The 24140-nt window shown below is 69.2% G+C and carries 23 protein-coding genes and 1 pseudogene; 8 read left to right on the forward strand and 16 right to left on the reverse strand.

Translation table 11 applies throughout. The annotated features are described in order from the left end of the window. Positions 1 to 233: 233 nt before the first annotated feature. Positions 234 to 1361 (reverse strand): AI-2E family transporter, encoded by a 1128-nt coding sequence (locus DDF67_RS18930; protein WP_109102394.1) that lies wholly within the window; start codon positions 1359 to 1361, stop codon positions 234 to 236. A 108-nt stretch (positions 1362 to 1469) separates the two neighbouring features. Here DDF67_RS18930 and DDF67_RS18935 point away from each other — a divergent pair, with 108 nt between their 5' ends. Next, entirely contained in the window at positions 1470 to 3011 is a 1542-nt protein-coding gene (locus DDF67_RS18935) for a helicase HerA-like domain-containing protein (RefSeq protein ID WP_109102395.1), read from the forward strand. 26 nt (positions 3012 to 3037) lie between these two features. On the opposite strand, the gene DDF67_RS18940 is transcribed toward DDF67_RS18935, so the two are convergent. From DDF67_RS18940 to DDF67_RS18955, 4 genes are all read right to left on the reverse strand, one after another. Then, positions 3038 to 5353 (reverse strand): ATP-binding protein, encoded by a 2316-nt coding sequence (locus DDF67_RS18940; protein ID WP_109102396.1) that lies wholly within the window; start codon positions 5351 to 5353, stop codon positions 3038 to 3040. 93 nt (positions 5354 to 5446) lie between these two features. Beyond that, positions 5447 to 7861: an EAL domain-containing protein gene (locus DDF67_RS18945; RefSeq protein WP_109102397.1), complete on the reverse strand. Its 2415-nt coding sequence runs from the start codon at positions 7859 to 7861 to the stop codon at positions 5447 to 5449. 168 nt (positions 7862 to 8029) lie between these two features. Beyond that, a complete protein-coding gene (locus DDF67_RS18950) occupies positions 8030 to 8665 on the reverse strand; it encodes a polysaccharide biosynthesis/export family protein (RefSeq protein ID WP_109102398.1) in 636 nt (211 codons plus the stop codon). 66 nt (positions 8666 to 8731) lie between these two features. Beyond that, positions 8732 to 9529: a metallophosphoesterase family protein gene (locus DDF67_RS18955; protein ID WP_109102399.1), complete on the reverse strand. Its 798-nt coding sequence runs from the start codon at positions 9527 to 9529 to the stop codon at positions 8732 to 8734. A gap of 269 nt (positions 9530 to 9798) precedes the next feature. Here DDF67_RS18955 and DDF67_RS18960 point away from each other — a divergent pair. Together DDF67_RS18960 and DDF67_RS18965 are read left to right on the forward strand one after the other, a co-directional pair. Continuing rightward, positions 9799 to 10302: pseudogene (locus tag DDF67_RS18960) on the forward strand (UDP binding domain-containing protein); the annotation flags it as partial. Further along, positions 10299 to 11276, forward strand: coding sequence for an NAD-dependent epimerase/dehydratase family protein (locus DDF67_RS18965; protein ID WP_109102400.1), 978 nt, complete (start codon positions 10299 to 10301; stop codon positions 11274 to 11276). The pseudogene DDF67_RS18960 and the gene DDF67_RS18965, both read left to right, overlap by 4 nt. A 13-nt stretch (positions 11277 to 11289) precedes the next feature. On the opposite strand, the gene DDF67_RS18970 is transcribed toward DDF67_RS18965, so the two are convergent. From DDF67_RS18970 to DDF67_RS18990, 5 genes are all read right to left on the reverse strand, one after another. After that, positions 11290 to 11802: an SMI1/KNR4 family protein gene (locus DDF67_RS18970; protein ID WP_109102401.1), complete on the reverse strand. Its 513-nt coding sequence runs from the start codon at positions 11800 to 11802 to the stop codon at positions 11290 to 11292. Between the two features lie 59 nt (positions 11803 to 11861). Then, positions 11862 to 12752: an SDR family NAD(P)-dependent oxidoreductase gene (locus tag DDF67_RS18975; protein WP_109102402.1), complete on the reverse strand. Its 891-nt coding sequence runs from the start codon at positions 12750 to 12752 to the stop codon at positions 11862 to 11864. 99 nt (positions 12753 to 12851) lie between these two features. After that, the gene (locus tag DDF67_RS18980) at positions 12852 to 13061 is read right to left on the reverse strand and encodes a hypothetical protein (protein ID WP_109102403.1); all 210 of its coding nucleotides are present in this window, start codon (positions 13059 to 13061) and stop codon (positions 12852 to 12854) included. A 21-nt stretch (positions 13062 to 13082) separates the two neighbouring features. Further along, positions 13083 to 13991 (reverse strand): WecB/TagA/CpsF family glycosyltransferase, encoded by a 909-nt coding sequence (locus tag DDF67_RS18985; RefSeq protein WP_109102404.1) that lies wholly within the window; start codon positions 13989 to 13991, stop codon positions 13083 to 13085. Between the two features lie 167 nt (positions 13992 to 14158). After that, entirely contained in the window at positions 14159 to 15157 is a 999-nt protein-coding gene (locus DDF67_RS18990; protein ID WP_109102405.1) for an NADPH:quinone oxidoreductase family protein, read from the reverse strand. A 121-nt stretch (positions 15158 to 15278) separates the two neighbouring features. Here DDF67_RS18990 and DDF67_RS18995 point away from each other — a divergent pair, with 121 nt between their 5' ends. The 5 genes from DDF67_RS18995 (at position 15279) to DDF67_RS19015 (ending at position 18832) form a co-directional block, all read left to right on the forward strand. Beyond that, a complete protein-coding gene (locus tag DDF67_RS18995) occupies positions 15279 to 16157 on the forward strand; it encodes an isoaspartyl peptidase/L-asparaginase family protein (RefSeq protein WP_109102406.1) in 879 nt (292 codons plus the stop codon). A 127-nt stretch (positions 16158 to 16284) separates the two neighbouring features. After that, complete coding sequence (galE, locus tag DDF67_RS19000) at positions 16285 to 17274, forward strand: UDP-glucose 4-epimerase GalE (RefSeq protein ID WP_109102407.1); 990 nt, start codon at positions 16285 to 16287, stop codon at positions 17272 to 17274. Positions 17275 to 17325: 51 nt separating this feature from the next. Next, on the forward strand, positions 17326 to 17868 hold the full coding sequence (locus DDF67_RS19005) for an SRPBCC family protein (RefSeq protein WP_109102408.1): 543 nt from the start codon (positions 17326 to 17328) through the stop codon (positions 17866 to 17868). Then, on the forward strand, positions 17865 to 18287 hold the full coding sequence (locus DDF67_RS19010; protein ID WP_233247701.1) for a thiol-disulfide oxidoreductase DCC family protein: 423 nt from the start codon (positions 17865 to 17867) through the stop codon (positions 18285 to 18287). The genes DDF67_RS19005 and DDF67_RS19010 overlap by 4 nt, the downstream gene beginning before the upstream one ends. Continuing rightward, complete coding sequence (locus DDF67_RS19015; RefSeq protein ID WP_109102410.1) at positions 18284 to 18832, forward strand: DUF4166 domain-containing protein; 549 nt, start codon at positions 18284 to 18286, stop codon at positions 18830 to 18832. The genes DDF67_RS19010 and DDF67_RS19015 overlap by 4 nt, the downstream gene beginning before the upstream one ends. On the opposite strand, the gene DDF67_RS19020 is transcribed toward DDF67_RS19015, so the two are convergent. From DDF67_RS19020 to DDF67_RS19045, 6 genes are read right to left on the reverse strand one after another with little or no spacing between them, the layout of a single operon-like run. After that, positions 18829 to 19773, reverse strand: coding sequence for a glycosyltransferase family 2 protein (locus tag DDF67_RS19020; protein ID WP_109102411.1), 945 nt, complete (start codon positions 19771 to 19773; stop codon positions 18829 to 18831). The genes DDF67_RS19015 and DDF67_RS19020 overlap by 4 nt on opposite strands. A 1-nt stretch (position 19774) precedes the next feature. Beyond that, entirely contained in the window at positions 19775 to 21751 is a 1977-nt protein-coding gene (thrS, locus tag DDF67_RS19025) for a threonine--tRNA ligase (RefSeq protein ID WP_109102412.1), read from the reverse strand. Then, positions 21748 to 22002 carry a membrane protein insertion efficiency factor YidD gene (gene yidD / locus DDF67_RS19030; protein WP_101716378.1) on the reverse strand — a complete coding sequence of 85 codons (255 nt, stop codon included), beginning with the start codon at positions 22000 to 22002 and terminating at the stop codon, positions 21748 to 21750. Before yidD ends, thrS begins: the two co-directional genes overlap by 4 nt. Positions 22003 to 22057: 55 nt before the next feature. Then, on the reverse strand, positions 22058 to 22519 hold the full coding sequence (locus DDF67_RS19035; RefSeq protein ID WP_109102413.1) for an iron-sulfur cluster assembly scaffold protein: 462 nt from the start codon (positions 22517 to 22519) through the stop codon (positions 22058 to 22060). Beyond that, on the reverse strand, positions 22516 to 22986 hold the full coding sequence (locus tag DDF67_RS19040) for an SRPBCC domain-containing protein (RefSeq protein ID WP_109102414.1): 471 nt from the start codon (positions 22984 to 22986) through the stop codon (positions 22516 to 22518). Before DDF67_RS19040 ends, DDF67_RS19035 begins: the two co-directional genes overlap by 4 nt. Before the next feature lie 56 nt (positions 22987 to 23042). After that, positions 23043 to 23972: an alpha/beta hydrolase gene (locus DDF67_RS19045; protein ID WP_199229279.1), complete on the reverse strand. Its 930-nt coding sequence runs from the start codon at positions 23970 to 23972 to the stop codon at positions 23043 to 23045. Positions 23973 to 24140 lie beyond the last annotated feature (168 nt).

Raw genomic sequence — 24140 nt, forward strand, 5'->3', positions numbered from 1 at the left:
AAGCGCCACCCACATTTGTATTCGGACGCCCCGCCCGAGGATTGTTCGGAAATGCTGCTTTCCGAACACGGAAGCGCCGCCGGTGGGGGGAGACCGGCGGCGCAGGCCCGCCTGGGGGGAAGCGGCGGGCGTTTTCCGCGTTCGACGCGCCAAGTAAAGCAGGCCGGCGTCGCGCGGGACCGGGATTGGGGGGCTCCCGGCGCCAACTCTAGATAGGAGCGCTCCCAGGAAATTTAAGTCCCTTTTTTCGAACTTGGCTTTTTTCTCGGAGATCCCTGTTTGGCGACCCCCGCGGGGCCGTGGCCAGTGGCCCGCTCACTGGTCGGATCGCCGTCTTCCGACAGCAGGATGGCGATCCAGCGGGTGCCGTCGAACTGGGCCAGGATCAGCATCAGGGCCACGGTCAGGGGCGTCGACAGGAACATGCCGATGCCGCCCCACAGCGCGCCCCAGACGGCCAGGGAAAGCAGGACGACGGTGGGGTCCATGTTCAGGCTGTCGCCCTGCATGCGCGGCAGCACGACATTGCCGACGACGAAGAAGATCACCTGCAGGGACCCGGCAAGGATCAGGGCCGGCAGAAGGGTGTGGGGAAACTGCACCAAAGCAAACAGCGGCGGCAGGATGCAGCCGATGGCCCCGCCGATGATCGGGATGTAGGCGGCGATGAAGATCAGGAAAGCCCAGAAGAAGGCGTTGTCGAGCCCGACCAGGGCCATCACCGCCCAGGCGGCCACGGCGATCATCAGGCCGGTGACGGTCTGGATCCACAGGTACTGTTCCACGCCGTTGCGGATGCGCTGGAACAGCTGGACCGAACGGTCGCGCTCGGCGTGGTGCGGGAACAGGGCGACGATCTTGCGCGAGAAGCCACGGCGCGAGGCGATGATGAAGCCCAGATAGATCAGCACCAGCACGGCGTTGGAGGCGAAGTTCTGCAGGCTGCCGGCGATCGCGCCGACATATTGCTGCGGATTGAGCTGGGCGATCACGTCGTCGAGCGTGGGCGCCACGCGCACGCCCACCAGGCCGGCGATCTTGGCGATCACCTCGTTGAGGCGCGGGGCGTAGGCCTTGGCCTGGCCCACGAAGCCCGCACCGTTCTCGACCACGATCCACACCGAGCCGCCGAACAGCAGCAGCGACAGCACGATGGCCGTCGGCAGGGCCAGCTTCTGCGGGAACTTCGGCACCCGCACGGTCAGCACGCGGGCGAAACTGTCGATCATCACGGCCAGGAAGATGGCCAGGACCAGAGGGGTGAGGATGCCGCGCATGTAGTAGAGGGCCGCACCCGCCGCGACCACCGCCAGGAAGACGACGGCGTTGCGGCTGGTGATCGAGGGCGTGAAGGTCGTCATCGACGGGAATCTCTGCTGGCGTAAGTCTTGCCGGACATTGTTCAGGCCGATTGGCGAGAGACAAGGCCGGAGCTAGGCTTAAGCCTCAATCATGTAGGGAAGTTGCGCATGACCTTGGCGATCGGCGACGGTGAAATCCTCATCGGCCTTGGCGAGGGCCCCGTCACCCAGCGGCTGGACCGCTCGAACCGCCACGGCGTGGTGGCCGGCGCCACCGGCACCGGCAAGACGGTGACGCTGCAGGTCATGGCCCAGGCCTTCGCCGACGCGGGCGTGCCGGTGTTCGCCGCCGACGTGAAGGGCGACCTCTCGGGCGTCGCCGCCCTGGGCACGCCCAACGAGAAGATGCTGGCCCGCGCCGCGTCGATGGACATCACCCTGACCCCGGCGGCCCCGCCGACCATCTTCTGGGACCTGTTCGGCGAGAAGGGCCACCCGATCCGCACGACCATCTCCGAGATGGGGCCGCTGCTGCTGTCGCGCCTCCTGGAGCTGAACGACGTGCAGGAGGGGGTGCTGACCATCACCTTCCACGTCGCCGACCAGGACGGCCTCTTGCTGCTCGACCTGAAGGATCTTCAAGCGGCGCTGAAGTACGTGGCCGACAACGCCGGCGAGATCGGCGTCCAGTACGGCAACGTCTCGGCCGCCACGGTCGGCGCGATCCAGCGCAAGCTGCTGACCCTGCAGACGCAGGGGGCCGAGCACTTCTTCGGCGAGCCGGCCCTGAACCTCTCCGACATCATGCGCACCGACGTGGCCGGGCGCGGCTATGTCAACGTCCTGGCGGCCGACAGGCTGATCCAGTCGCCCAAGCTCTATTCGACCTTCCTGCTGTGGCTGCTGTCGGAGCTCTTCGAAGAGCTGCCCGAGGTGGGCGATCCGGAAAAGCCCAAGCTCGTCTTCTTCTTCGACGAGGCGCACCTGCTGTTCAACGACGCGCCCAAGCCCTTGCTGGAGAAGATCGAGCAGGTGGTGCGCCTGATCCGCTCCAAGGGCGTGGGCATCTATTTCGTCACCCAGAACCCGGCCGACATTCCCGACGCGGTGCTGGGCCAGCTGGGCGCGCGCGTGCAGCACGCGCTGCGCGCCTACACGCCCGCCGACCAGAAGGGGCTGAAGGCGGCGGCCCAGTCGTTCCGGGTCAATCCGGCCTTCGACACCGCAGAGACCATCCAGGCCCTGGGCGTGGGCGAGGCCCTGGTCTCGGTGCTCGACGCCAAGGGCGCGCCGTGCGTGGTGCAGAAGACCCTGATCCGCCCGCCGGCCTCGCGCCTGGGCCCGCTGACGCCGGAGGAGCGCGCCGCGGCCATGGCCAAGAGCCCGGTGGCCGACCTCTACGACACCGCCCAGGACCGCGCCTCGGCCTACGAGACCCTGCAGGGCCGCGCCGCCCAGGCCCAGAAGGACGCAGCCGCCGCCGCCAGCGCCGCCGAAGCCGACCGCCAGCGCGCGGCCGAAGCCAAGGTGCGCGAACGCGAGCGCGCCCAGGAAGAACGCCAAGCCGCCCGCGCCTCGCGGCCCCGCGCGTCGTCCAACCGCCAGGGCATGGCCGAGACCTTCGCCAAGTCGCTGCTGCGCACCGTGGCCAGCCAGGCCGGCCGCGAGATCATGCGGGGGTTGCTGGGGGGCCTGAGCCGGCGGCGGTAGGAACCTCCCCCTCTGGGGGAGGATCTTTAGCGCACCGCCTCGGCCAGGGCCCGGTGCAGCTGCTCTATCCGGAACGGCTTGCGCAGCACCGGCCAGGGCAGGTCTTCCAGGGCCGCGGCCAGGCGGTCGCCCGCGTAGCCGGTGGTCAGCAGCACGGCCGTCTCAGGCGTACGCTCGGCGACGATACGGCCCAGCTCCACGCCGCTGACGCCGCCCGGCATGACGAGGTCCGACAGCAGGACGTCGAAGGCGGCCTCGGTCTCCAGCCGGGCCAGGGCCGCGCGGCCGTGCTCGGCGGTGACGACGACGCAGCCCAGCTCCGACAGCGCGCCTTCCGTGATGGCCCGGACGCTGGCGTCGTCCTCGACCAGCAGCACCCGCACGCCGGTGAGATCGGCGATCGGCGCGTCCTCGGCCTTCTCGGCGACGATCCCGTCGGAAGCGGCGGCCGGCAGGTGCAGCGAGACGGTGGTTCCCCTGCCCTCCTGGCTGTCGATGGTCACCGCCCCGCCGCACTGGCGCACAAAACCATAGACCTGGGCCAGGCCAAGGCCCGTGCCCTTGCCGACCTCCTTGGTGGTGAAGAACGGCTCGAACACCCGGCCCAGCACCTCGGGCGACATGCCATGGCCGGTGTCGCTGACCGCCACCCGCACATAGTCGCCGGCCGGGGCTTCGCCCGCCTGTCCCTCGGCCAGGCGCTCGGAGGCGACCTCGACGGTGATCGTGCCGTCGTCGGGGGTGGCGTCGACGGCGTTGACCACCAGATTGAGCAGGGCCGCCTCGAACTGGGCGGCGTCGACGCGGCTGGCGCCGGCCTCGCGGTCGGCGCGGACCACCAGGCTCTTGGCGTCGCCGGCGGCGCGGCGCACGAGCGGCTCGACCTGCAGGATCAGGCCGGCGATATCGACGACCTCCAGCTTCAGTTCCTGGCTGCGCGAGAAGGCCAGCAGCTGGCGGGTCAGGCGCTCGCCCCGCTGGCCGGCGGCCAGGGCCGCCTCGCCCAGGCGCTTCACCCGCGCCACGTCGTCGGGGCGCTTGAGGATCATGTCGAGCCCGCCGACCATCACCGTCAGCAGGTTGTTGAAGTCGTGGGCGACCCCGCCGGTCAGCCGGCCGACGGTCTCCAGCCGCTGCGACTGGGCGAGCGCCGCCTCGGTCTTGGCGCGTTCGGCGATGCTGGCTTCGAGCGCGGCGGTGCGCTCGACGACGCGGGCTTCGAGGTCCAGCGTGGTCTCGACCACCTCGGTATTGTCGAAGCAGCTGCCGATATAGCCCTGGAACTGGCCGTAGGCGTCGTAGCGAGGGGCGCCGGCGCTGCTGATCCAGCGCCAGGCGCCGTCGGCGCGGCGCAGGCGGAAGGCGGCGCGGAATGGCCGGCGAGCCTCGATGGCGGCGGCCGCCTCGCCCTCGGCGGCCGATAGGTCGTCGGGATGCACGCCGGCCGCCCATCCGCGCCCCAGCTCTTCTTCCATGCTGCGGCCGGTGAATTTCAGCCAGGCGTCGTTGAACCAGACGCAGGCGCCGTCGACGCCGGAAATCCAGATCATCACCGGGGCGGCGTTGGCCACGCCCCGGAACTGCTCCTCGCTGGTGCGCAGGGCCGCCTGGGCGCGCCGCTCGCGGGTCACGTCGCGAAAGGTCACCGCCAGCCCCTCGGTGATGCGTACGCCGCTGGAGCGCACCCAGTGCTCCTCGCCGTCGATCACCCGGCGCACCTCAAGGTCGTCGGGGCCGCCCTCGTCGAGCAGGCGGGTCAGGCGATCGATCATCTGCTGGCCCGTCTCGTCGCGAAACACGTCGCGCACCCGGCGGCCGATCAGGGTGGAGACGCCGCGCGGCCGCAGGGCCTGGGCGGCGGGATTGGCATAGGTCCAGCGGAAGTCGTCGATCCGGCCCGCCCGCCGCACGGGCTCGAGGATCACGAAGGCGTCGAGCGAGGCGTCCTGGGCGATACGGAAGCGCTCCTCGGCGGCCAGGCCGCTGCGCACGGCCAGCCGCAGGGCGGCGACGAACAGCACGATCAGGCCGCTGCTCAGGCCGAAGGTGGCCAGTTGCGCGGCCTGGGCGGTCTCCAGCGGACCGCTCATCCACAACAGGCGGACCAGCAGGGCGCTGGCCAGCACCGAGGCCAGGCCCGCCCATAGGCCGCCGACCAGGGCGGCCAGCATCACCGCCACGAAGAAGGGCGGGAAATTGCTGGGGTGGTCGGTCAGGGTCGCCGCGCCCACGCGGGCGGCCGCCGCCAGCGCCACGGCCGCGCCGGCCAGGCAGAACCGAAGAACCGGGCGATCGACCGACGATGCGAACCGGATCGTCGCCCGACTGAGAAACTGGCCCATTACGCTAGCCCCGCGTCGCCGGGCGCACCCCCGCCGACGACGCAGGTGCTAACGCCGGCCAACGGCAGAGGTTCCCGCGCAGGTTGCTTCTGATCAGGCCGCGCCGCGGGCCTTGGTCTCGACCTCCGCGGCGGCGGCCGCCGCGGCGCGGGCCAGGGTCCAGGCCGACAGGCTGTCGATCGGGCCGGGACGGCCGATGGCGTAGCCCTGCAGCTCGGCGCAGGACTCGCCGCGCAGGAAGTCGATCTGCTCCTGGGTCTCGACGCCCTCGGCCACGACCGGGATCTCCAGGCTGCGGCCCAGGCCCAGCACGGCGCGCACGATGACGGTGGCGCGGTCGTGGCGGTGGATGTTCTCCACGAAGCTCTTGTCGATCTTGATCTTGTCGAACGGGAACGACTGCAGGGTCGACAGCGACGAGAAGCCGGTGCCGAAGTCGTCCATGGCGATGCGAACGCCCAGGGCCTTCAGGCGGCGCAGGTTGTCGAGCGCGCGCTGGTAGTCCTTGAACAGGGCGCTTTCGGTGATCTCCAGCTCCAGGCGCGAGGGCGACAGGCCGGTGGCGATCAGCACCTCGTGCACCAGGGTCGGCAGGTTCGGCTGGTTCAGCTGCAGCGGCGACAGGTTGACGGCGATGCGCAGCGGGCGGTCCCAGCTGGCGGCGTCGGCGCAGGCGCGGCGCAGGACCCATTCGCCCAGCTGGGTGATCAGGCCGTTCTCCTCGGCCACCGGAATGAACTCCAGCGGCGGGACCATGCCGCGCACCGGGTGCTTCCAGCGGACCAGGGCCTCGAAGCCGCAGACCTCGCCGTCGGCGGCGCGGGCCAGGGGCTGGTAGAACACCACCAGTTCCTCGTCGGTGATCGCCTGGCGCAGCTCGCGGGCCAGGGTGCGACGTTCACGGATGGTCTCGTCCATCTCGCGCTTGAAAAAGCGATAGACGCCCCGGCCGCTTTCCTTGGCGCGGTAGAGGGCCATGTCGGCGTTGGCCAGCAGGGCCTCGGCGGTGCGGCCGTCATCGGGGAACAGCGACACGCCCAGGCTCGCGCCCATGGCCAGGTCCTGGCCTTCGTAGACGGCAGGGACCGACAGCTGCTCGAGCACGCGGCCAGCCAGTTCGGCGGCGGCGGCGGGCTGATCGCCGGCGGCGATCTGCACCAGGATGAACTCGTCGCCGCCCAGGCGCGCGGCGAAGGACGGGGCGGTCACGGCGTCCTGCAGGCGGCGCGCGGCCTCGACCAGCAGGGCGTCGCCCGCCAGGTGGCCGTGCAGGTCGTTGGCTTCCTTGAAGTGATCAAGATCGATGCAGACCAGCGACAGCGTCTCGCCGGAAGCCTCGACGCGCTCCAGGGCCGCGGCCAGGCGCGCTTGCAGCGAATTGCGGTTGGGCAGGCCGGTCAGGCCGTCGTGTTCGGCCAGGTAGCGGATCTTCTCTTCGGCCGAGCGGCGCTCGCGCAGGTCGCGGATGGCCAGCACGGTCAGGCCCGAGGTCTCGGTGCGGGCGCCGTCGTCCATCAGGCGCGAGAACACCTCGACGGGAATGGCCCGACCGCCGGCCAGGGGCTGAAGAAGCCCTTCGCGGCGCACGCCCTCGCGGGCCGGCTCCTTGCCGTCAAAAGTCAGCATGGCGTTGTAGAGCGGCTTGCCGACCAGCTCGCCCAGCGGGGCGCCGGCCAGTTCGGCGAAGGCGGCGTTGGCGTCGTTGATGCGGCCGTCCTGGACCACGACGATGCCTTCGTAGGCGGCGTTGGCCAGGCGGCGGATGCGGTCCAGCGCCGAGCGGCTGGTCGAGGACTCGATGGTCACCGCGCCCAGGCCGCCCAGGATGATCAGGCCCGTGATCGAGGTCACGGCCAGGGTCAGCATGGCGCCCGACAGCAGCTGGTCGGGCACGACGACGTTGACGTCGGGAACGATGGTGACCGCGCCCATGCCGGTGAAGTGCAGGCCGCAGACGCCCAGCGTCAGCACCGTGCCGCCGATCAGTTGCTTGGCCAGCGAACGGGCGCGGCCGGCGACGACCAAGGCCACGGCCGACAGGCTCACGCCGATCACCACCGAGGCGGCGACGGTGGCCTGTTCCCAGACCACATAGCCTTGGGTGACGAAGGCCGACATGCCGGTGAAGTGCATCGCGCCGATGCCCAGGCCCAGCAGCAGGCCGCCGGCGCAGTCGTTGGTCCGGGTGCGCTCGGCCGAGGCCACGGCGAAGCCGGCGGCCATGAACAGCACGGCGATCATCAGCGACAGCAGCGTGCCGGCCGGGCTGTAGCCCGTCTTCAGGCCGGGATCGTAGGCGACCATGGCGATGAAGTGGGTGGCCCAGACGCCCGAGCCGGCGACGAGGCCGGTGAGCAGCAGCCAGGCGCCGCGCACGAGACCGCGCGCGCCGCGCAGGCGCGAGAATAGCCGGAAGGCCGTGAAGCAGGCGGCGAAGCAGACGAGGCCCGCGACGAGCACGAGCCTGAAGTCGTGCTGCCCCGTCAGGCAGGTCAGAACCTTCAACAAAGGCGTTCCCCCAGAGTGGTCCTACCCACTCTGTGCGGAAAGATACAAAAAAATGGTTTCTATTACGCGGCCAGGTAGTCGCAGGCGCGGCCTATCGCCGCGCCTCGTGGTCAATGAGATCCTAATCCGATCCAGGCCCCGGAAAACGCCACGCCTGCTTTTGCAGTCTTAAAAGAAGCGCTCGCCGATACGGACCGTGTCGCCCGGCGCGACCTGGGTCGACGGGGTCAGGCTCATCTTGGTCTCTTTCTCCTCGCCGAGACGCTTGATGTAGACCTTGTTCTTGTCGGCCCGGTAGGTGTAGCCGCCGGCGGTGGCCACGGCGTTCTGAACAGTCAGGCCCGAGGTGTAGGGATAGGTGCCCGGCTTGCTGACCTCGCCCAGGATATAGAACGGACGGAAGTTCAGCACCTCGGCGCTAACGCGCGGCTGCTTGAGGTAGCCGTTGCGCAGGGCGGTCTCGACCGTTTCCTGGAACTGGCGGACGCTAAGGCCGGCGGCCTTGACCTCGCCCAGCAGCGGCAGGGACACCAGGCCCGAGCCGGTGACGAAGAATTCGCCCGAAAGCGTGGGCTCGCCAAAGACGGTGACCCGAACCTTGTCGCCCGAACCGAGCTGGTAGTCGGGATCGACGGGCGCGGCCGGCGCCCCAGTGGTCGGACCGGCGGGAAGCGCGCCTTGCGGCGCCGCAGCAGCGGCGGCGGGAGGCGGCGGAGCGGTATCCTGGGCGTGGGCAATCGGCGCCGTCGCGGCGAGGGCCAGGCAGATCGAAGCCGCCCGAATAAAGCGTCGAACGGTAATCATTCTCGTCAGTCTCTCGGCTGCGTCCCTCTGAGGTCTCATCGCATGGAGACTCAGGACCCACAAGCTTCACACCGGGACGGGGCGTCGTTTTCGCGCTTGCAGCATGGTCGGGGCGCCCTGCCCCACCCGGACCGCGGTCAGAACGCCTGTCGCATAGGCTCCGGTGTCGACATTGATCCGGTCACGGCCCAGGAACGGCTCCTCGTCGGGAGTGTGGCCGTGCACCACGACCATGCCCAGGCCGTGCGGCTGGTGCAGGAAGTCGCCCCGGATCCACAGCAGGTCCTGCGGATCCTGGTCGACCAGCGGCCGGCCCGGCCGCACGCCAGCGTGGACGAACAGATAGTCGCCGTAGACGGCGGTCAGCTCCAGCTGCCGCAGGAAGTTCAGGTGGCGCAGGGGCAGGTTGCGCTGGAACTGCTCCTGCGCCGCGCGCCAGGCCTCGGGGTCGCGCCCCACCGGCCGCGCCACGCCGTATGAGGCCAGGGTCTCGCCCCCGCCGAACTCGGTCCAGACCGGGCCGCCCTCGGGGCTGTCGAGGAATTGCAGCAGGGTCTGCTCGTGATTGCCCATCAGCGCCCGCACCTCGAAGCCCGAGGCGCCGCCCGAGGCGGCCTTCAGCGCGGCGATGCGGTCGACGACCCCGGCCGAGTCCGGCCCGCGGTCCACATAGTCCCCGACGAACACGATGACCGGCAGGTCCTGCCGGCCAAGCGCGGCGAAGTCGGCGGCCACGACGTCGAGAAGCTGGTCGAGCAGGTCGAGACGGCCGTGAATGTCGCCCACGCCGTAAACCACTCGGCCGTCGGCGGAGGCTGCTTCGGACTTGGATCGAGACTTGGGGCGCAGGAAGCCGAAGACCATGGACCTGAAGACGATTGAGGAGGATCGGAAGGGTCGTTCTCCAAAATGCCTTACGCGCAAGGGCGCTTCAACCGCCGCCTTGCGTATTTACGATAAATAAACCGCAATTCTCGATATCAATTTAACCCTGAATATTCACCAGCGATTACCAATAACATCAAATAAACCAGATTGATTATACGTTAAAACACCAAGCATTTTGACCTCGAATTCAATGGATATCCCGATGATGCGCTCACGAACTTCGCGAGCCCGTCATGAAGATCACCGCCCTGGTCAAGACCGCCGCCGACTACGGCGCCCCGACCCGGCTGATCGAGACCACGGTCGAGGTCAACGCCGCCCGCAAGAAGGCCATGGCCGACAAGGTCGCCGCCGTGCTCGGAACCGAGGACCTCTCGGGCAAGACCGTCGGCGTGCTGGGCGTGACCTTCAAGCCCAACACCGACGACATGCGCGACGCCCCCAGTCTCGACATCCTGCCGGCCCTGCAGGCCAAGGGCGCCAAGGTCCAGGCCTTCGACCCCGAGGGCCGCCACGAGGCCGAGGCCCTGCTGCCCGGCGTCACCTTCGTGGCCGGCCCCTACGAGGCCGCCGACAAGGCCGACGTGCTGCTGATCCTCACCGAGTGGGACCAGTTCCGCGCCCTCGACCTGGAACGCCTCAAGACCCTGCTGGCCGCCCCCGTCGTCGTCGACCTGCGCAACGTCTACAAGCCCCACGAAATGGTCCGCAACGGCTTCACCTACGCCTCGGTGGGGCGCGGGGCATGAGCGCCGGACCGGTCATCGTCACCGGCGCGGCCGGCTTCATCGGCATGCACGTCGCCGAACGCCTGCTGGCGCGCGGCGAGACGGTGATCGGCGTCGACGTCTTCAACGCCTATTACGACCCGGCCCTGAAGGACGCCCGCGCCGCGCGCCTGGAAGGCCGCCCGGGCTTTTCGATGATCCGCCTGGACATCGCCGACCACGAGGCCCTGCTGGAGCTGGTGAAATCGTCGGGCGCCCGGCGGATCGTCCATCTGGCCGCCCAGGCCGGCGTGCGCTACTCGATCGACAATCCCTTCGCCTATGAGCGCTCGAACCTGGCCGGACACCTGTCGGTGCTGGAAGCCTGCCGCCACGGCGGGGTCGAGGCCCTGGTCTACGCCTCGTCCAGCAGCGTCTATGGCGAGCGGCCGCTGGCCGGCGAGGGCTTCAAGGAAACCGATCCGGCCGAGGCGCCGGTGTCGCTGTACGCGGCCACCAAGCGCTCGTGCGAGCTGATCAGCCAGAGCTACGCCAGCCTGTACGGCTTCCCGCAGGCGGGCCTGCGGTTCTTCACCGTCTATGGCCCCTGGGGCCGGCCGGACATGGCCTATTTCAGCTTCACCCAGAAGATCCTGCGCGGCGAGCCGATCGAGGTCTATGGCGAGGGCCGGATGGCCCGCGACTTCACCTATATCGACGACATCGTCGACGGCATCGTCGGGGTGCTCGACAACCCGCCGCCGCAAGGCGGGCACGAGGTCTACAACATCGGCGACAGCAATCCGGTCGGCCTGATGGACATGATCGCCGCCCTCGAAAGCGCCATCGGCCGAAACGCCGAAAAGGTGTTCCTGCCGATGCAGCCCGGCGACGTGCCGGCGACCTATGCCGACGTTTCCAAGCTGCATGCCCTGACCGGCTACCAGCCGAAGGTCGGGGTCGAGGAAGGCCTGCAGCGCTTCGCGGCCTGGTACGGCGACTTCTACGGCCGCTGAGGCGACGACCCGATCACGACCGCGCTTGGAGCGTCGCCAGCAGGTCGCGAGAGAAATCGGTGAAACTGTCGGCGATCACCGTGGCGTCGTCTTCGAGATCGACGCCAGGGAACGACTGAAAGATCTGGCCCGCCACGCCCTTGCGACCAGGATGCAGGTCGAGGACGAGATGGTTTGAGCCCATGAACCCGGCGAAGGGGATCCAACGCCGGTCCCAGAGCACGGGCCGAATCCGGTTTTCCGCGATGTGCGCGATCCGCCCCTCGCCGGCGAACAGCGCCTTCATCGTGTCCATGGTCTCGATGATCTCGGCGACCGGCAGGAACCGGTTGTACTCGACGAGCCAAGCCGTCTCGCCCAGATCGTTCTGGCCGTCCATCGTCGCCAGGTACGCCTTGAAGCTGTCGGGAAGCCGCGCGCCCACCCGTCGCTCCAGCGCATCGATCTCCCGCGTGCTCGCAGGCGGATTGAGGCTGGCGAGAACCTCGGGCGTCGAGGCCAACTGCGCGATGATCTCGGGCCACATGCAGCTCACGATAGCACCCGACAAGCGATAAGCCGAGCACCATCGCGCAGGTCGCCCCCTTACTCGGCCGCCTGGCCCGCGATCATCGCCTCGCGCATGGCCTGGGCCTGTTCGGGCGAGACGCCCATGGCCGCCAGGATCGGCGAGGGCGTACGTACGTCCCAGCTGCTGCGCGGGCCGATGGTGATGCCGCCGTCGACGACGATGTGCGTGCCGCTGACGAAGGCGCTGTCGTCGCTGGCCAGATAGAGGGCCGCGGCGGCTATGTCTTCGGGCAGGCCGGCCTTGGCGATCGGCTGGATCTTGGGTCCGACCTCGGCGACACGGGCGGCCATCTGGTCGGCGACGTCCCGGGAAAGCCCGATCGAGGCTCCGAAGATCGAGGTGGCGATCAGGCCCGGGCAGATGGCGTTGACCCGCACGCCCAGCGGCGACAGCTCGGCCGCCGCGCAGCGGGTCATGTGGATCACCGCCGCCTTGGCCGAGGAATAGGCCAGCGGCCCGAAGCCGGCCTGCAGGCCGGCGATCGAGGCGGTGTTGATGATCGAGCCGCCGCCCCGGGCGCGCATGGCCGGCAGGCCGTGCTTCATGCCCAGCACAGGGCCCCGCAGCAGCACCGCGAAGGTCGCGTCCCAGGCCGCGCCCGTCATGTCGGCCACGCCGTTGGGCGCGCCGCCGTGTCCGGCGTTGTTGAACAGGATGTCGAGCCCGCCGAAGGCCTCGGCAGCCAGGCCGATGGCGGCGGCGATATCGTCCTCGACCGTGACGTCGCAGCGGGCAAAGCGCACGGCGTTGGGGAAACGCTGCTCCAGCATCGCCCCCTTCTCGCCTTGCAGGTCGGCGGCGATCACCCGTGCGCCCTGGGCGACGAACAGTTCGACGGTTCCCAGGCCTATGCCCGAGCAGGCTCCGGTGACGACGGCGACCTTGCCGTCCAGACGTCCGCCCATGCGGCATCCTCCCTATTGGCGCGCAGCCTCTGGGAGCGGGCCGCTTGGCGCGGCGGGATCATGGGACGGCCGGGCGCGGGCGGCCAGCCTTACCTGGCGTCAGCCAGCCGAGGCGCGGCCGAACAGCGGACGCCCCTGCGCGGGACGCCGGGTCACCAGGCTGAACAGCAGCCAGAGGGCGCACGGAACCAGCATCACCGCCCAGGCCAGGACGAGGCCCGCCAGGCCGAAGACGGCGCAGACGCGCTGCCACGCATTCGGCTGCTCGGTCGCGCGGCGACGCGGCTTCTTTTCGATCTTCAAACCCATTGGTCCCCCACGGACGTCCGGTTAAGGCTTGAGCGCGAGATCGGTGGCCCGCCGATAGGCGGCCTCCGGCGGAACGGCGTTCTTCTTTTTGCCCGGCTTCAGCTGCCGCGCAAGAGCCCTTCGGGCGTCGACCATGGCCGGACCGAACAGATGCCACGGCTCGACGCAGTAGCGGGTGAACAGCCGCTCGGGATCGGCCATCAGCCGGAACAGCCATTCCATGCCCACCTGGCCCATCCAGCGCGGCGCGGCCAACTGGACGCCGGCCTCGTAGTCGAAGGCGCCGCCGACCGTGAAGCCGACGCAGGGCGCGAGCTTCTTGTGGTTCTCCAGCAGCCACTTCTCCTGGCGCGGCATGCCCATGCCGACGAAGAGGATATCGGGCTTGTAGGCCTTGATCTTCTCGACCACGGCCTCGTTTTCCGCCGAGCCGTCGGTGACGTCGAAATAGCCCTGATGGCTCTCGACCTGGGCGGCCGGCCAGTCGCGACGGATGTTTTCCAGCGCCTTGTCGGCCACGCCCGGGGCGCCGCCGACGAAGAACACCTTCCAGTTCTCCTTGGTGGCGCGCGCCCAGAAGTCGTTGCGCCAGTCCAGATAGGTGCAGCGGTGGAAGCGGCGACTGGCCCGGCCGACGATGCGCGCCCAGAAGATCAGCGGCACGCTGTCGACTTCGATCAGCTCGGCGGCCTTGAAGAAGTCGACGACCTGCGGGTCCTTCTGCAGCAGATACAGGCTGTGCAGGTTGTGGTTGGCGACGATTGCGCCCTTGCCGCCCGCGATCCGGCCCGCCACGAAGTGGAAGACCTCCTCGGGGCGCACGAGATCCATCTCGCCCCCGAGCACCTTCACGCGCTCCTCGGGTCGACGGTTCATGCGGTAAGGGCGGCGCGCCTCTACGGGAAACGCGTCGCGAGCAGGAAGGAACATCTGAACGCCGCCTCCGACTATTCGAAGAGCAGCAATAGCCCAGGTGACCTAACCGGTTTGCTAAGGGACGTCCTTACCGACCGTTTAACCGTATGATTTTACTGCTGTTTCAGAACGGGACGGCAGAGGGGCGATTTGCGAAGACTTAACCACTCTCGCCACGCCACCTACTCCACCGTAACCACCACCTTGCCCATGGCCTTGCGGCTGGCGAGGTGGGCGATGGCGTCGCCTGCCTTTTCCAGCGGAAAGCGCTCGGAGACGTACGGCTTGATCTTGCCGGTGGCGTAGAGGTCCATCAGTTCGCGCACATTGGCCGCGTGGCCGGCCGGATCGCGGGCGACGGCCGCGCCCCAGAACACGCCGACGATGTCGCACGACTTGAGCAGGGTCAGGTTCAGCGGAATCTTCGGAATGCCCGACGGGAAGCCGATCACCAGCATGCGTCCGCCCCAGCCGGCGGCGCGGATGGTGGCTTCGGAATAGTCGCCGCCGACCGCGTCATAGGCCACGTCCCAGCCATTGGGGCCGCAGGCGGCCTTCAGTTGGTCGGCCAGGACCTTCTGGCCGTCCTTGTCGAACGGGCCGCGGGCGTAGACGACGCCGGCGTCGGCGCCGCGCGAGATGGCCAGGTCGACCTTCTCCTGGCTGGAGGCCGCCGCGATGACCCGCGCCCCCATGGCCTTGCCCAGCTCCACCGCCGCAAGGCCGACGCCGCCGGCCGCGCCGAGCACCAGCAGGGTCTGGCCCGGCTTGAGGAAGCCCCGGTCCTTCAGGGCGTAGTACGAGGTGCCGTAGGTCAGGATGAAGGCCGAGGCCTCGTCGAAGGGCATGGCGTCGGGGATCGGCGTGCAGCGAGCGGCCTCGACGGCCAGCTTGTCGGCCATGCCGCCCCAGCCGGTCGAGGCCAGCACCCGCTGGCCGACCGACAGGCTGGTGACGCCCTCGCCCAAGGCCGCGACCACGCCTGAAACCTCGCCGCCGGGGGCGAAGGGGCGCTGCGGCTTGAACTGGTACATGTCCTGGATGATCAGCAGGTCGGGATAGTTGACCCCGCAGGCCTTGACGTCGATCAGCACCTGGCCGGGCGCGGGAACCGGATCGGGCAGTTCCTCCAGCACCAGGGACTCGGGACCGCCGACTTCCTTGCTGAGCACCGCCTTCATCTCGCTTCTCCCTAGTTCTTGCTTTTAACAGCGCGCGACGGCCGCCAAAACCGCTCACACTTTTGGCTGTCGCGCTTTAGAAGGCCGACGCTAGCGCAGGCGCGACGACCGAGAAAGCCAAATGTCAAACAAACGTTTTACCCTCGCCCTGCACGGCGGCGCCGGCGCCAAGCGCGGCCATGACTACTCGGTCGAGATCGCCCACATGCGCGGCCTGATCGAGGCCGGACGCGATCGGCTGGCGGCTGGCGCCTCGGCGCTGGACGTGGTGGTCGAGACGGTCGCCGCACTGGAAGCCAGCGGGCTCTACATCGCCGGCAAGGGCGCCTCGCCCAACGCCGCGGGCGAATACGAACTGGACGCCAGCCTGATGGACGGCGCCACCAGCCGCGCCGGTTCGGTGGCCGCGCTGCAAGGCTTCGCCAGCCCGATCCGCGCCGCCCGAGCGGTGATGGACCAGACCCCGCACGTGATGCTGGCCGGCGAGGGCGCCATGGCCTTCGCCCGCGCCCAGGGGCTGGAAACCGTAGAGGACCCGGAAGGCTACTACACCCGCGCCGGAGCCTTCGAGGACAACGCCCCGCCCGGCGGTCTTCCCACCGGCACGGTGGGCTGCGTGGCGCTGGACCAGGACGGGCGCCTGGCCGCCGCCACCTCGACGGCCGGCGTGTTTGGCAAGCTGCCCGGCCGGGTGGGCGACAGCCCGATCATCGGCGCGGGCGCCTGGGCCGACGGCTGGGCCGCGGTCTCGTGCACCGGCCAGGGCGAATACTTCATCCGCACCGCCGTCGGCGTGCAGATCGCCCACCGCATCCGCTTCGGCGGCCAGAGCCTGGAAGAAGCCGCGCGCGGCGCCATCCGGGGCGTGGCCGACCTGGGCGGCCACGGCGGCCTGGTGTCGATTGACCGCGAGGGCAATGTCGCCATGCCCTTCGCCTCCAGCGGCCTCAAGCGCGCGGCGCTGCTGCCGGACGGAACCATCGTCGCCGAAGCCTTCTGATTGGGCGACGGCGACCGCAAAGCCGTCATAAGTCGCCGCTAGGCCTCTTGGCGTCTTGACCCGGACGGGACCTCCGCCAAGAAGAGCCGGGGGCGACCTTCAACCGATCGCTGAACGGAGCGCGACCTTGGGCGAAACCATTCTGGTGGCCGGCGGCGCGGGCTATATCGGCTCGCACACCTGCCTGCGGCTGGCCGAAGCCGGCTTCACGCCCGTGGTCTACGACAACCTCTCCAACGGCTGGGAAAGCTTCGTCCAGTGGGGCCCGCTGGAGGTGGGCGACATCAACGACGCCGCTCGTCTCGACGAAGTCTTCGCCAAGCACAGGCCGGTCGCCGTCATCCACTTCGCCGCCTTCATCGAGGTGGGCTTCTCGGTGGCCGAGCCCGGCCCGTTCTACGGCAACAATGTCGGCGGCACGATCACCCTGGTCGAGGCCGCCCGCGGGGCCGGGATCGACAAGCTGGTGTTCTCGTCGACCTGCGCCACCTACGGCGCGCCGGTGCGCGTGCCCATGGACGAGTCCCACCCCCAGGCGCCGCTCAATCCCTATGGCCGCAGCAAGCTGATGGTCGAGGAGATCCTGCGCGACATGGACCGCTACAAGGGCTTCCGCTCGGTGGTTCTGCGCTACTTCAACGCCGCCGGCGCCGACCCGCAGGGGCGCATCGGCGAGAAGCACGAGCCGGAGACCCACGCCATCCCGCTGGCCATCGCCGCGGCGCGGGGCGAGCGCGACAGGTTCATGCTGTTCGGCGAGGACTACGACACCCGCGACGGCACCTGCGTGCGCGACTACATCCACGTGCTGGACCTGGCCGACGCCCACGTGGCGGCGCTGAAGTGGCTGCTGGCCGGCAAGGACAGCGCCGCCTTCAACCTGGGCACCGGCACGGGCACGAGCGTCAAGGAACTGGTCGGCGCCATCGAGCGGCGCTCGAACCGGCCGTTCCCGCTGGAGCCGGCGCCGCGCCGCGACGGCGACGCCCCGAGCCTGGTGGCCGACAACGGCAAGGCCCGCGACCTGCTGGGCTGGACCCCGCGTTATGGTCTCGACGAGATCATCGAGCACGCCTGGGCTTGGCACGCCAACGGCGCGGGCGCCCTCAAGCGCTGACGGCGATAAAGCCGCTTTCCCGCCCGGGTGGAAACCCACTAGCCTGACCGCATGAACGGCTTGGCCCTCGCTCTCTTCTGGCTTGCGGCGACGTCTCCGGCGGTCGCGGCGGACGGTGCGGCCGCCGTGCGGGCCGGCGCCGACGGACGCGGCGAAGTCCGGGCGACCATCGACATCCCCGCCCCGCCCGAGCGGGTGTGGCGCACGATCCTCGACTGCCGGCTGGCCTCGCGCATGACCCCCAGCGTCAAGCGCTGCACGGTGCTGGAGCGCTCGCCCGACGGCCGCGCCGAGACCCGCGAGCACTGGATCAAGCGCGGCCTGTTCTCGCCGATGCTGCGGTCGGTGTCGCGTCTGGAGCTGGACCCAAGCCGGCGCATCGGCTTTCGCTGCATCGGCGGCGACATCGACGACTGCGAAGGCCAGTGGCTGCTGACTCCGCTGGAGAACGGAACGGCCACGCGAGTGGTCTATGAGAACAAGGTCAGCGCTCCATTCGGCCTGCCGGCCGGGATGGCGGCGGCCGCCATGCGCCGCGACGTGCCCGCCGCCCTGCAGGCCCTCAGGCGCGAATGCCTGGGAGACAGGCCATGAGCCATCCCGAACCGCTGTGGCTGTTCGACGGGGTCTGCAACCTGTGCTCGGGTTCGGTGCGCGCGGTGCTGGCCATCGACCGCAAGGGGATCATGCGCTTCACCCCGATCCAGTCGGACTACGGCCGGGCCCTGGCGCTCGCCCACGGGATCGATCCGGACCATCCGGCCAGCTTCCTCTATCTCGATAACGGCCAGGCGCTGGAAAAGAGCGCGGCGATCCTGGCCCTGCTGCGACGGCTGGGCGGACCATGGTCGTGGCTGGCGGCGGTCGTCGGCGTGCTGCCCAGGGCCTGGCTCGATGCCGGCTACGACTGGCTGGCCGCCAACCGCTACCGGCTGATGGGCAAGCGCTCGACCTGCATGGTTCCGACGCTGGCGCAGCGGGCCCGCTTCGTGCTCGAACCGCCGGCCGCATGAGCATCCACGACCCTGGGGGCGTGTTCCCGCGCGCGCTGGGCAAGGCCTTCGCCGACCTGCCGCAGGCCGTGCGCGCCGCCCATCACGGCGCGACGCCCGTAGCGCTGCACGGCCACGCCCGGGCGCGGGGCGACGGCGGCCCCGCGGTGATGGTCCGGCAGCTGCAGAGCCTGCCCGCCCCGGGCGTCCATGCCACGGCGGTGTTCATCACGCCCCTGCCGGGCGGCGGCGAGGCATGGAGCCGGCGTTTCGGCGGCCGGGCCTTCGCCTCGCACGTCCACCCCGCGCTTGGCGATCCGTTCGCCTTCGAGGAAACGGTCGGCCTGCTGACCTTCCGCTTCCACGCCTCGCCCCGCGCCGACGGCTTTTCCTGGAACTTCGAGAGCTGGCGGTTGGGGCGGCTGCCCCTGCCGACGGCCTGGGCGCCACGCACGCGGGCCCGCATCTTCGCGCGCGACGGACTTTACCGCTTCCGCGTGCTGGTCGCCCATCCTTGGCTGGGCGTGATCTTCGGCTATGCCGGGCGGCTGGAAAGCCGGCCCTAGGCTCTGGCCTTCTTCAGCTTGGCCTTGCGCAAGCGCGCGTTGATGGCCGGCCGGCAGACCGACAGGCCCAGGATCAGAGGCGCCAGCATCACCGCCAGCGCATAGCGCTGGATGCTGTCGGCCCGCTTGATGAAGTAGCGCGCCAGGCCCACGCCCTTGTGGAACTCGACCTTGACCGGGTGTTCCAGGCTGGTGTGACCCAGGTGGATGACGCGGGCGTTGGGATGGAACAGCACCTGGCCGCCGGCCTGGCGGGCGCGCCAGCACAGGTCGACGTCCTCGACGTGCAGGAAGTAGCCCTCGTCGAACCCGGCCAGGGCGTCGAAGTCCGTCCGGCGCAGGGCGAAGCAGGCGCCCGAGATGGTCGGCATCGACGTCGGCTCGGCGGGCAGAGGCTCATGCTCGCGGTGGATCTCGAACCGCTTGAACCGCGCCACCTTCTGGCTGAGCTGCGAAAGGCTGAGCAGGGTGGTGACCGGCGTCACCTCGCCGCGACGACCGCCGCGCTGCTCGGTGCCGTCGATGTTCATGACCCGCGCGCCCATTACGGTCGGGACCGGCTGGTCGCGGAAGGCCGCGACCATCGCAGGCACGCAGTCCGGTTGCAGGTATGCGTCGGGATTGAGGAAGATCAGGTATTCGCCCTGCGCCACCTGGGCGCCGAGATTGGCCCCCCTGGCGAAGCCGACATTGCCGTGTCCCTGCACCAGCTGCACGCGAGGCTCGGTCAGGCCGAGCGCCCGCAGCATGTCGGCCTCCTGCGGCGAGGAGCCGTTATCGACGATGACGAACTCGTCGACCATCGGCTCGGCCAGCACGTGGCGGATGCTGTCGACCAGCGCTTCTCCCGTCCAGTAGACGACCATCACCACCGAAACCAAGGGCTTGGCGGGACGCGCGCCTGCGGCGAGGACCGTAAAGGACGGGAGAATGCTGTTCATGTCAGACCTGGGCAGGCTCCGGCATGGCTTGCGGAGCCAGAGCCCGCGCGAGGTCCGGAGGCGTGGCCTCCTGGCCCAGCACCGACAGCGCCTCGTCGAGCGACAGGATCTGCTGACCCTCGCCGCCCAGGCGCCGCAGGGCGACTTGCCCCGTCTCCGCTTCCTTACGCCCGACCACTGCGATCACGGGAACCTTTGCGAGGCTGTGCTCGCGAATCTTGTAGTTGATCTTCTCGTTACGCAGGTCGACCTCCGCGCGCAATCCCGCCGCAGTCAACCGCTCAACGACAGTCCGCGCGTAATCGTCCGCATCCGACGTGATCGTCGCCACGACGATCTGCGTCGGCGCCAGCCAAAGCGGCAGATGGCCCGCGTAGTTTTCCAACAAGATACCGATAAACCGCTCGAACGACCCCAGGATCGCGCGATGCAGCATCACCGGCCGCTTCTTGGATCCGTCTTCGGCAACGTATTCGGCGTCCAAACGTTCCGGGAGCACGTAGTCCAACTGCAGCGTGCCGCAGGTCCACTCGCGACCGATGGCGTCCTGCACGATGAAGTCCAGCTTGGGCGCGTAGAAGGCGCCGTCGCCCTCTGCGATCACCGGCTCGACGCCGGCCAGGCGCGCAGCCTCGGCCAGCATGCCTTCGGCCTTGTCCCAGAACTCGTCCGAACCGGCGCGCAGTTCCGGGCGCGTGGCCAGGGCGATGTACTTGGTCGTCATGCCAAGGTCGGCGTGGATCATCCGCGCCAGGCGGATGAAGCGTTCGGTCTCCTCGACGATCTGGTCTTCACGGCAGAAGATGTGGGCGTCGTCCTGGGTGAAGGCGCGCACCCGCATCAGGCCGTGCAGCGCGCCCGACGGCTCGTAGCGGTGGCAGGCGCCGAACTCGGCCATGCGCATCGGCAGCTCACGGTACGAGCGCTGGCCGACATTCCAGATCTGCACGTGGCCCGGGCAGTTCATCGGCTTGAGGGACAGGATCTCGCCTTCGACGGTCTCGCAGACGAACATGTTGGCGCGGTACTTGTCCCAGTGGCCCGAGTTCTCCCAGAAGGTCTTGTCCAGGACCTGGGGCGTCTTGACCTCGATATAGCCGGCGCGGTCGAGGCTGCGGCGCATGTAGGCTTCGAGGTTCTGCCACAGCTTCCAGCCCTTGGGATGCCAGAAGACCATGCCCCGGCCTTCTTCCTGCATGTGGAAGAGGCCGAGCGCCTTGCCCAGCTTGCGGTGATCGCGCTTCTCGGCTTCCTCGATGCGCTTCAGATAGGCTTCGAGGTCGGCTTCCGAGGCCCAGCTCGTGCCGTAGATGCGCTGCAGCTGGGCGTTGTTCTGGTCGCCGCGCCAGTAGGCGCCGGCCAGCTTGGTCAGCTTGAAGGCCTTGCCGACGTGCTTGGTCGACGGCAGGTGCGGCCCGCGGCAGAGGTCCTTCCAGGCCCCCTGGCGATAGACCGTGATCGTGTCCGTGCCCGGCAGGTCGCGGATGATCTGGGCCTTATATTGCTCGCCGATCTCGTCGAAGTGCTTGATGGCCTCGTCGCGGTCCCAGACCTCGCGCGTGATCTTCTCGTCGCGGTCGACGATCTCCTTCATGCGCTTTTCGATCGTCGCCAGGTCGTCCAGGCTGAACGGCTCGTCGCGGGCGAAGTCGTAGTAGAAGCCGTCCTCGACGTTGGGGCCGATCGTCACCTGCGTGCCGGGGAACAGCTCCTGCACGGCCTCGGCCAGCACGTGGGCGGTGTCGTGGCGGATCGTGTCGAGAGCCTCGGGGGCGTCGCGCGTCAGGATCTCGAACTTGCGCTCGCCGGTCAGCAGGTCGGGCGTCAGGACGCGATCGAGGTCGAGCACCTGGCCGTCCAGCTTGATCAGCAGGGCCTTCTTCTCGAGCGACTTGGAAATGGCCGCGGCGACGTCACGCCCCGTCGAGCCGTCGGGGTACTGACGGGAGGAGCCGTCGGGGAAAACCAGATCGATCATTCTTCACACATCCACTTGCGCGGCTCGCGCGGCGGAGGCGGCGGGTCGTACCCCCAGCCTCCGAACGGATTGCAGCGGCATATCCGTCGCAGAGCGAGCCAGGACCCCTTGGCGGGTCCGTGATCCTTGAGCGCCTGGGCCGCGTATTCCGAGCAGGTCGGCAGGTAGCGGCACTGGCGCCCGATGAGAGGCGAGAGCGTCAACTTGTAGGCGCGCAGGCCGAAGTCGACGACGCGGTGATAAAGGCTCATGCCGGCGCTTTCGCGAACGGAGTCGGGGACTTATCGCACCCGCGAAAAGCTCCGATCAAGCGGCGCCGGCGCGGCTAGTTCGCGTTTGGGTCGCCCCTGTGGCCTTCCGGACAGCCTCGACCGCGGCCTCGAACGCCAAAAGCGTCGAGGCGTGACGGGCAGGATAGTCCTTGACCGGCTCCAGCACGGCGAGCTCCGCAAAGCGGCCCGCAGGGTGCGGGCCGTTCGCCTTCAGCATAGCGGCCAGGGCGTCGCGGGCCAACTCAAGTTCGGAAAGATCCGCGCCGATCACGTTGGCGCCCAGCACGGCGGCGCTGGCCTGGCCCAGGGCGCAGGCCGAAACCTCCTGGGCGAAGTCGGCGACCTTGCCGTCCTTGACCACGACGTCGACGAGGATCCGGCTGCCGCACAGCTTGGCCGCCCGCTCGGCGCTGGCGTCCGGCGCGGCCAGGCGTCCGGCTCGCGGCATGTTGGCCACGAGGTTGAGGATCCTGGCGCTGTAGAGATCGTCGATCATCCGGCTTCAGATGGGGCGGCCGCGCGCGCTTGCCAGAGGGCCTCGGCGCGGTCGCGCACCGCCTCGCCCATGGCCGTGAAGGCGGCCTTCAGGGCGCGGCGCTCGTCCTTGGAGATCCACTTGACCAGCAGGCCCATGAACAGCTCGCCGTTCGAGAAGGTGGCGTTGCTCTCGCCCATGTTCTCGACTTCCAGGTAGCGGATGGCCGTGACGAAGCCGCCCAGGCGCTGGCTGCGCCAGTGCAGCTGCTCGTAGGGCACCCAGTCCTGGACGATCGGCTGGATCACCTTGACCGGGCGGTCGGCGATCGCCTCTTCCAGGGTCAGGGCCGTGCCGATCTTCAGCTGGCCGGCGGCCTTGACGTAGAGCGGGTTCCACTCGTGCCAGCGCTCGAACTCGGACACGACTTCCCAGACGATCTCGGCGGGGGCCTGGACCCCGATACGGTGCTCGACGGCGCGTTTCATGGTCGCGATCTAGCACATCCAGGGGGTGGAGCTACAGGCGTGAATTGATCCGCCCATCAGCGCTTGGCCGGCAATACGGCCATCAGGGCGCGGGTGAAGCCGACCGGGGCCACGGTCAGGTGATCCTCGTCTTCCAGTACGGTCGAGCGCACCTTCAGGCCCCGATAGCCGTGCGATCTGAGCGCCTGCTCCATGGCCTTCATGTCGGCGACCATGTCGGGGCCGGTGGTATTGCGCGCGCTGGGGCCCGGCGCCTCGTAGCCGCCGACATACATGAAGACGTCGGCCGGCAGGTCCTTGTGGGCGCGGGCGTAGTCGGCCTCCATGGTCATGATGTGGCGCTTGTCGAACCAGAAGGACGGACTGCCCAGCACATAGGCGTGGAACATCGCCGGGTCGGTGAACAGAACCTGCGCGCCCAGCAGGCCGCCATAGGAATGGCCCAGCAGCACCCGCTTGGCGGGATCGGCGCGGAAGCGGCCCTCGACGAAGGGGATCACCTGGCTTTTCAGATAGGCCTGATAGGCCGCCCCCTGGCCGTGGACGGCGGCGCCGGCGTTGCGGGGGCCGTTGGGCGTGGGCGTGTAGTCGCGATTGCGGCTGACGACGCCGTTGTCGCCGCGCGAATAGGACAGGCCCACGAGGATGAACTCCTCGATCACCGGCCCGTCCAGGTTCACCCGCCGCGCGACCTGGCGGATGATCGGGAACGCGTAGTCTGCGTCGGTGACGAAGACCACCGGATAGCGCCGCCTTGGGCTGGCTTCATAGCTGGCCGGCAGGCTGACGAAGACCTCGTAGTCGCGGCCCGAAACGGGGTCGGGCACGGTCCAGACCTGGGTGCCCTTCAGCACATAGGGGCCGCCTTCGACCTGGGCGGCGGAGACCGCGGCCGCAGGCGGCGCCGACTGGGCGTCGGCCTTTTCTGTGCAGGCCGACATCAGGCCCGCCGCCAGCAGCGTCATCGCCAGTCCAAATGCCCGCATGCCCGATTCCCCTGAAAGCTGCACCGGGGCACCCTAGGGGCGAATGTGGCGAAACTCGGCCTTGGCGCATCTCAGGCCCCGACCGCGCGCTTGCAGACTGGCAGGGCGCAGCCCTCCAGCAAGATGGCGTTGGCCCAGGCGCTGCAGCCGGCCATCAGGGCGAAGTAG

The organism is Caulobacter endophyticus (genome assembly GCF_003116815.1).
In the GTDB taxonomy this organism is placed as follows: domain Bacteria; phylum Pseudomonadota; class Alphaproteobacteria; order Caulobacterales; family Caulobacteraceae; genus Caulobacter; species Caulobacter endophyticus.

Bases quoted from the DNA above. Each gene is read 5' to 3' on its own strand.
- DDF67_RS18930 (WP_109102394.1), bottom strand. From the start codon at position 1,361: ATGACGACCTTCACGCCCTCGATCACCAGCCGCAACGCCGTCGTCTTC.
- DDF67_RS18935 (WP_109102395.1), top strand. From the start codon at position 1,470: ATGACCTTGGCGATCGGCGACGGTGAAATCCTCATCGGCCTTGGCGAG.
- DDF67_RS18940 (WP_109102396.1), bottom strand. From the start codon at position 5,353: ATGGGCCAGTTTCTCAGTCGGGCGACGATCCGGTTCGCATCGTCGGTC.
- DDF67_RS18950 (WP_109102398.1), bottom strand. From the start codon at position 8,665: ATGATTACCGTTCGACGCTTTATTCGGGCGGCTTCGATCTGCCTGGCC.
- DDF67_RS18955 (WP_109102399.1), bottom strand. From the start codon at position 9,529: ATGGTCTTCGGCTTCCTGCGCCCCAAGTCTCGATCCAAGTCCGAAGCA.
- DDF67_RS18965 (WP_109102400.1), top strand. From the start codon at position 10,299: ATGAGCGCCGGACCGGTCATCGTCACCGGCGCGGCCGGCTTCATCGGC.
- DDF67_RS18970 (WP_109102401.1), bottom strand. From the start codon at position 11,802: ATGTGGCCCGAGATCATCGCGCAGTTGGCCTCGACGCCCGAGGTTCTC.
- DDF67_RS18975 (WP_109102402.1), bottom strand. From the start codon at position 12,752: ATGGGCGGACGTCTGGACGGCAAGGTCGCCGTCGTCACCGGAGCCTGC.
- DDF67_RS18980 (WP_109102403.1), bottom strand. From the start codon at position 13,061: ATGGGTTTGAAGATCGAAAAGAAGCCGCGTCGCCGCGCGACCGAGCAG.
- DDF67_RS18985 (WP_109102404.1), bottom strand. From the start codon at position 13,991: ATGTTCCTTCCTGCTCGCGACGCGTTTCCCGTAGAGGCGCGCCGCCCT.
- DDF67_RS18990 (WP_109102405.1), bottom strand. From the start codon at position 15,157: ATGAAGGCGGTGCTCAGCAAGGAAGTCGGCGGTCCCGAGTCCCTGGTG.
- DDF67_RS18995 (WP_109102406.1), top strand. From the start codon at position 15,279: ATGTCAAACAAACGTTTTACCCTCGCCCTGCACGGCGGCGCCGGCGCC.
- DDF67_RS19005 (WP_109102408.1), top strand. From the start codon at position 17,326: ATGAACGGCTTGGCCCTCGCTCTCTTCTGGCTTGCGGCGACGTCTCCG.
- DDF67_RS19010 (WP_233247701.1), top strand. From the start codon at position 17,865: ATGAGCCATCCCGAACCGCTGTGGCTGTTCGACGGGGTCTGCAACCTG.
- DDF67_RS19015 (WP_109102410.1), top strand. From the start codon at position 18,284: ATGAGCATCCACGACCCTGGGGGCGTGTTCCCGCGCGCGCTGGGCAAG.
- DDF67_RS19020 (WP_109102411.1), bottom strand. From the start codon at position 19,773: ATGAACAGCATTCTCCCGTCCTTTACGGTCCTCGCCGCAGGCGCGCGT.
- thrS (WP_109102412.1), bottom strand. From the start codon at position 21,751: ATGATCGATCTGGTTTTCCCCGACGGCTCCTCCCGTCAGTACCCCGAC.
- yidD (WP_101716378.1), bottom strand. From the start codon at position 22,002: ATGAGCCTTTATCACCGCGTCGTCGACTTCGGCCTGCGCGCCTACAAG.
- DDF67_RS19035 (WP_109102413.1), bottom strand. From the start codon at position 22,519: ATGATCGACGATCTCTACAGCGCCAGGATCCTCAACCTCGTGGCCAAC.
- DDF67_RS19040 (WP_109102414.1), bottom strand. From the start codon at position 22,986: ATGAAACGCGCCGTCGAGCACCGTATCGGGGTCCAGGCCCCCGCCGAG.
- DDF67_RS19045 (WP_199229279.1), bottom strand. From the start codon at position 23,972: ATGCGGGCATTTGGACTGGCGATGACGCTGCTGGCGGCGGGCCTGATG.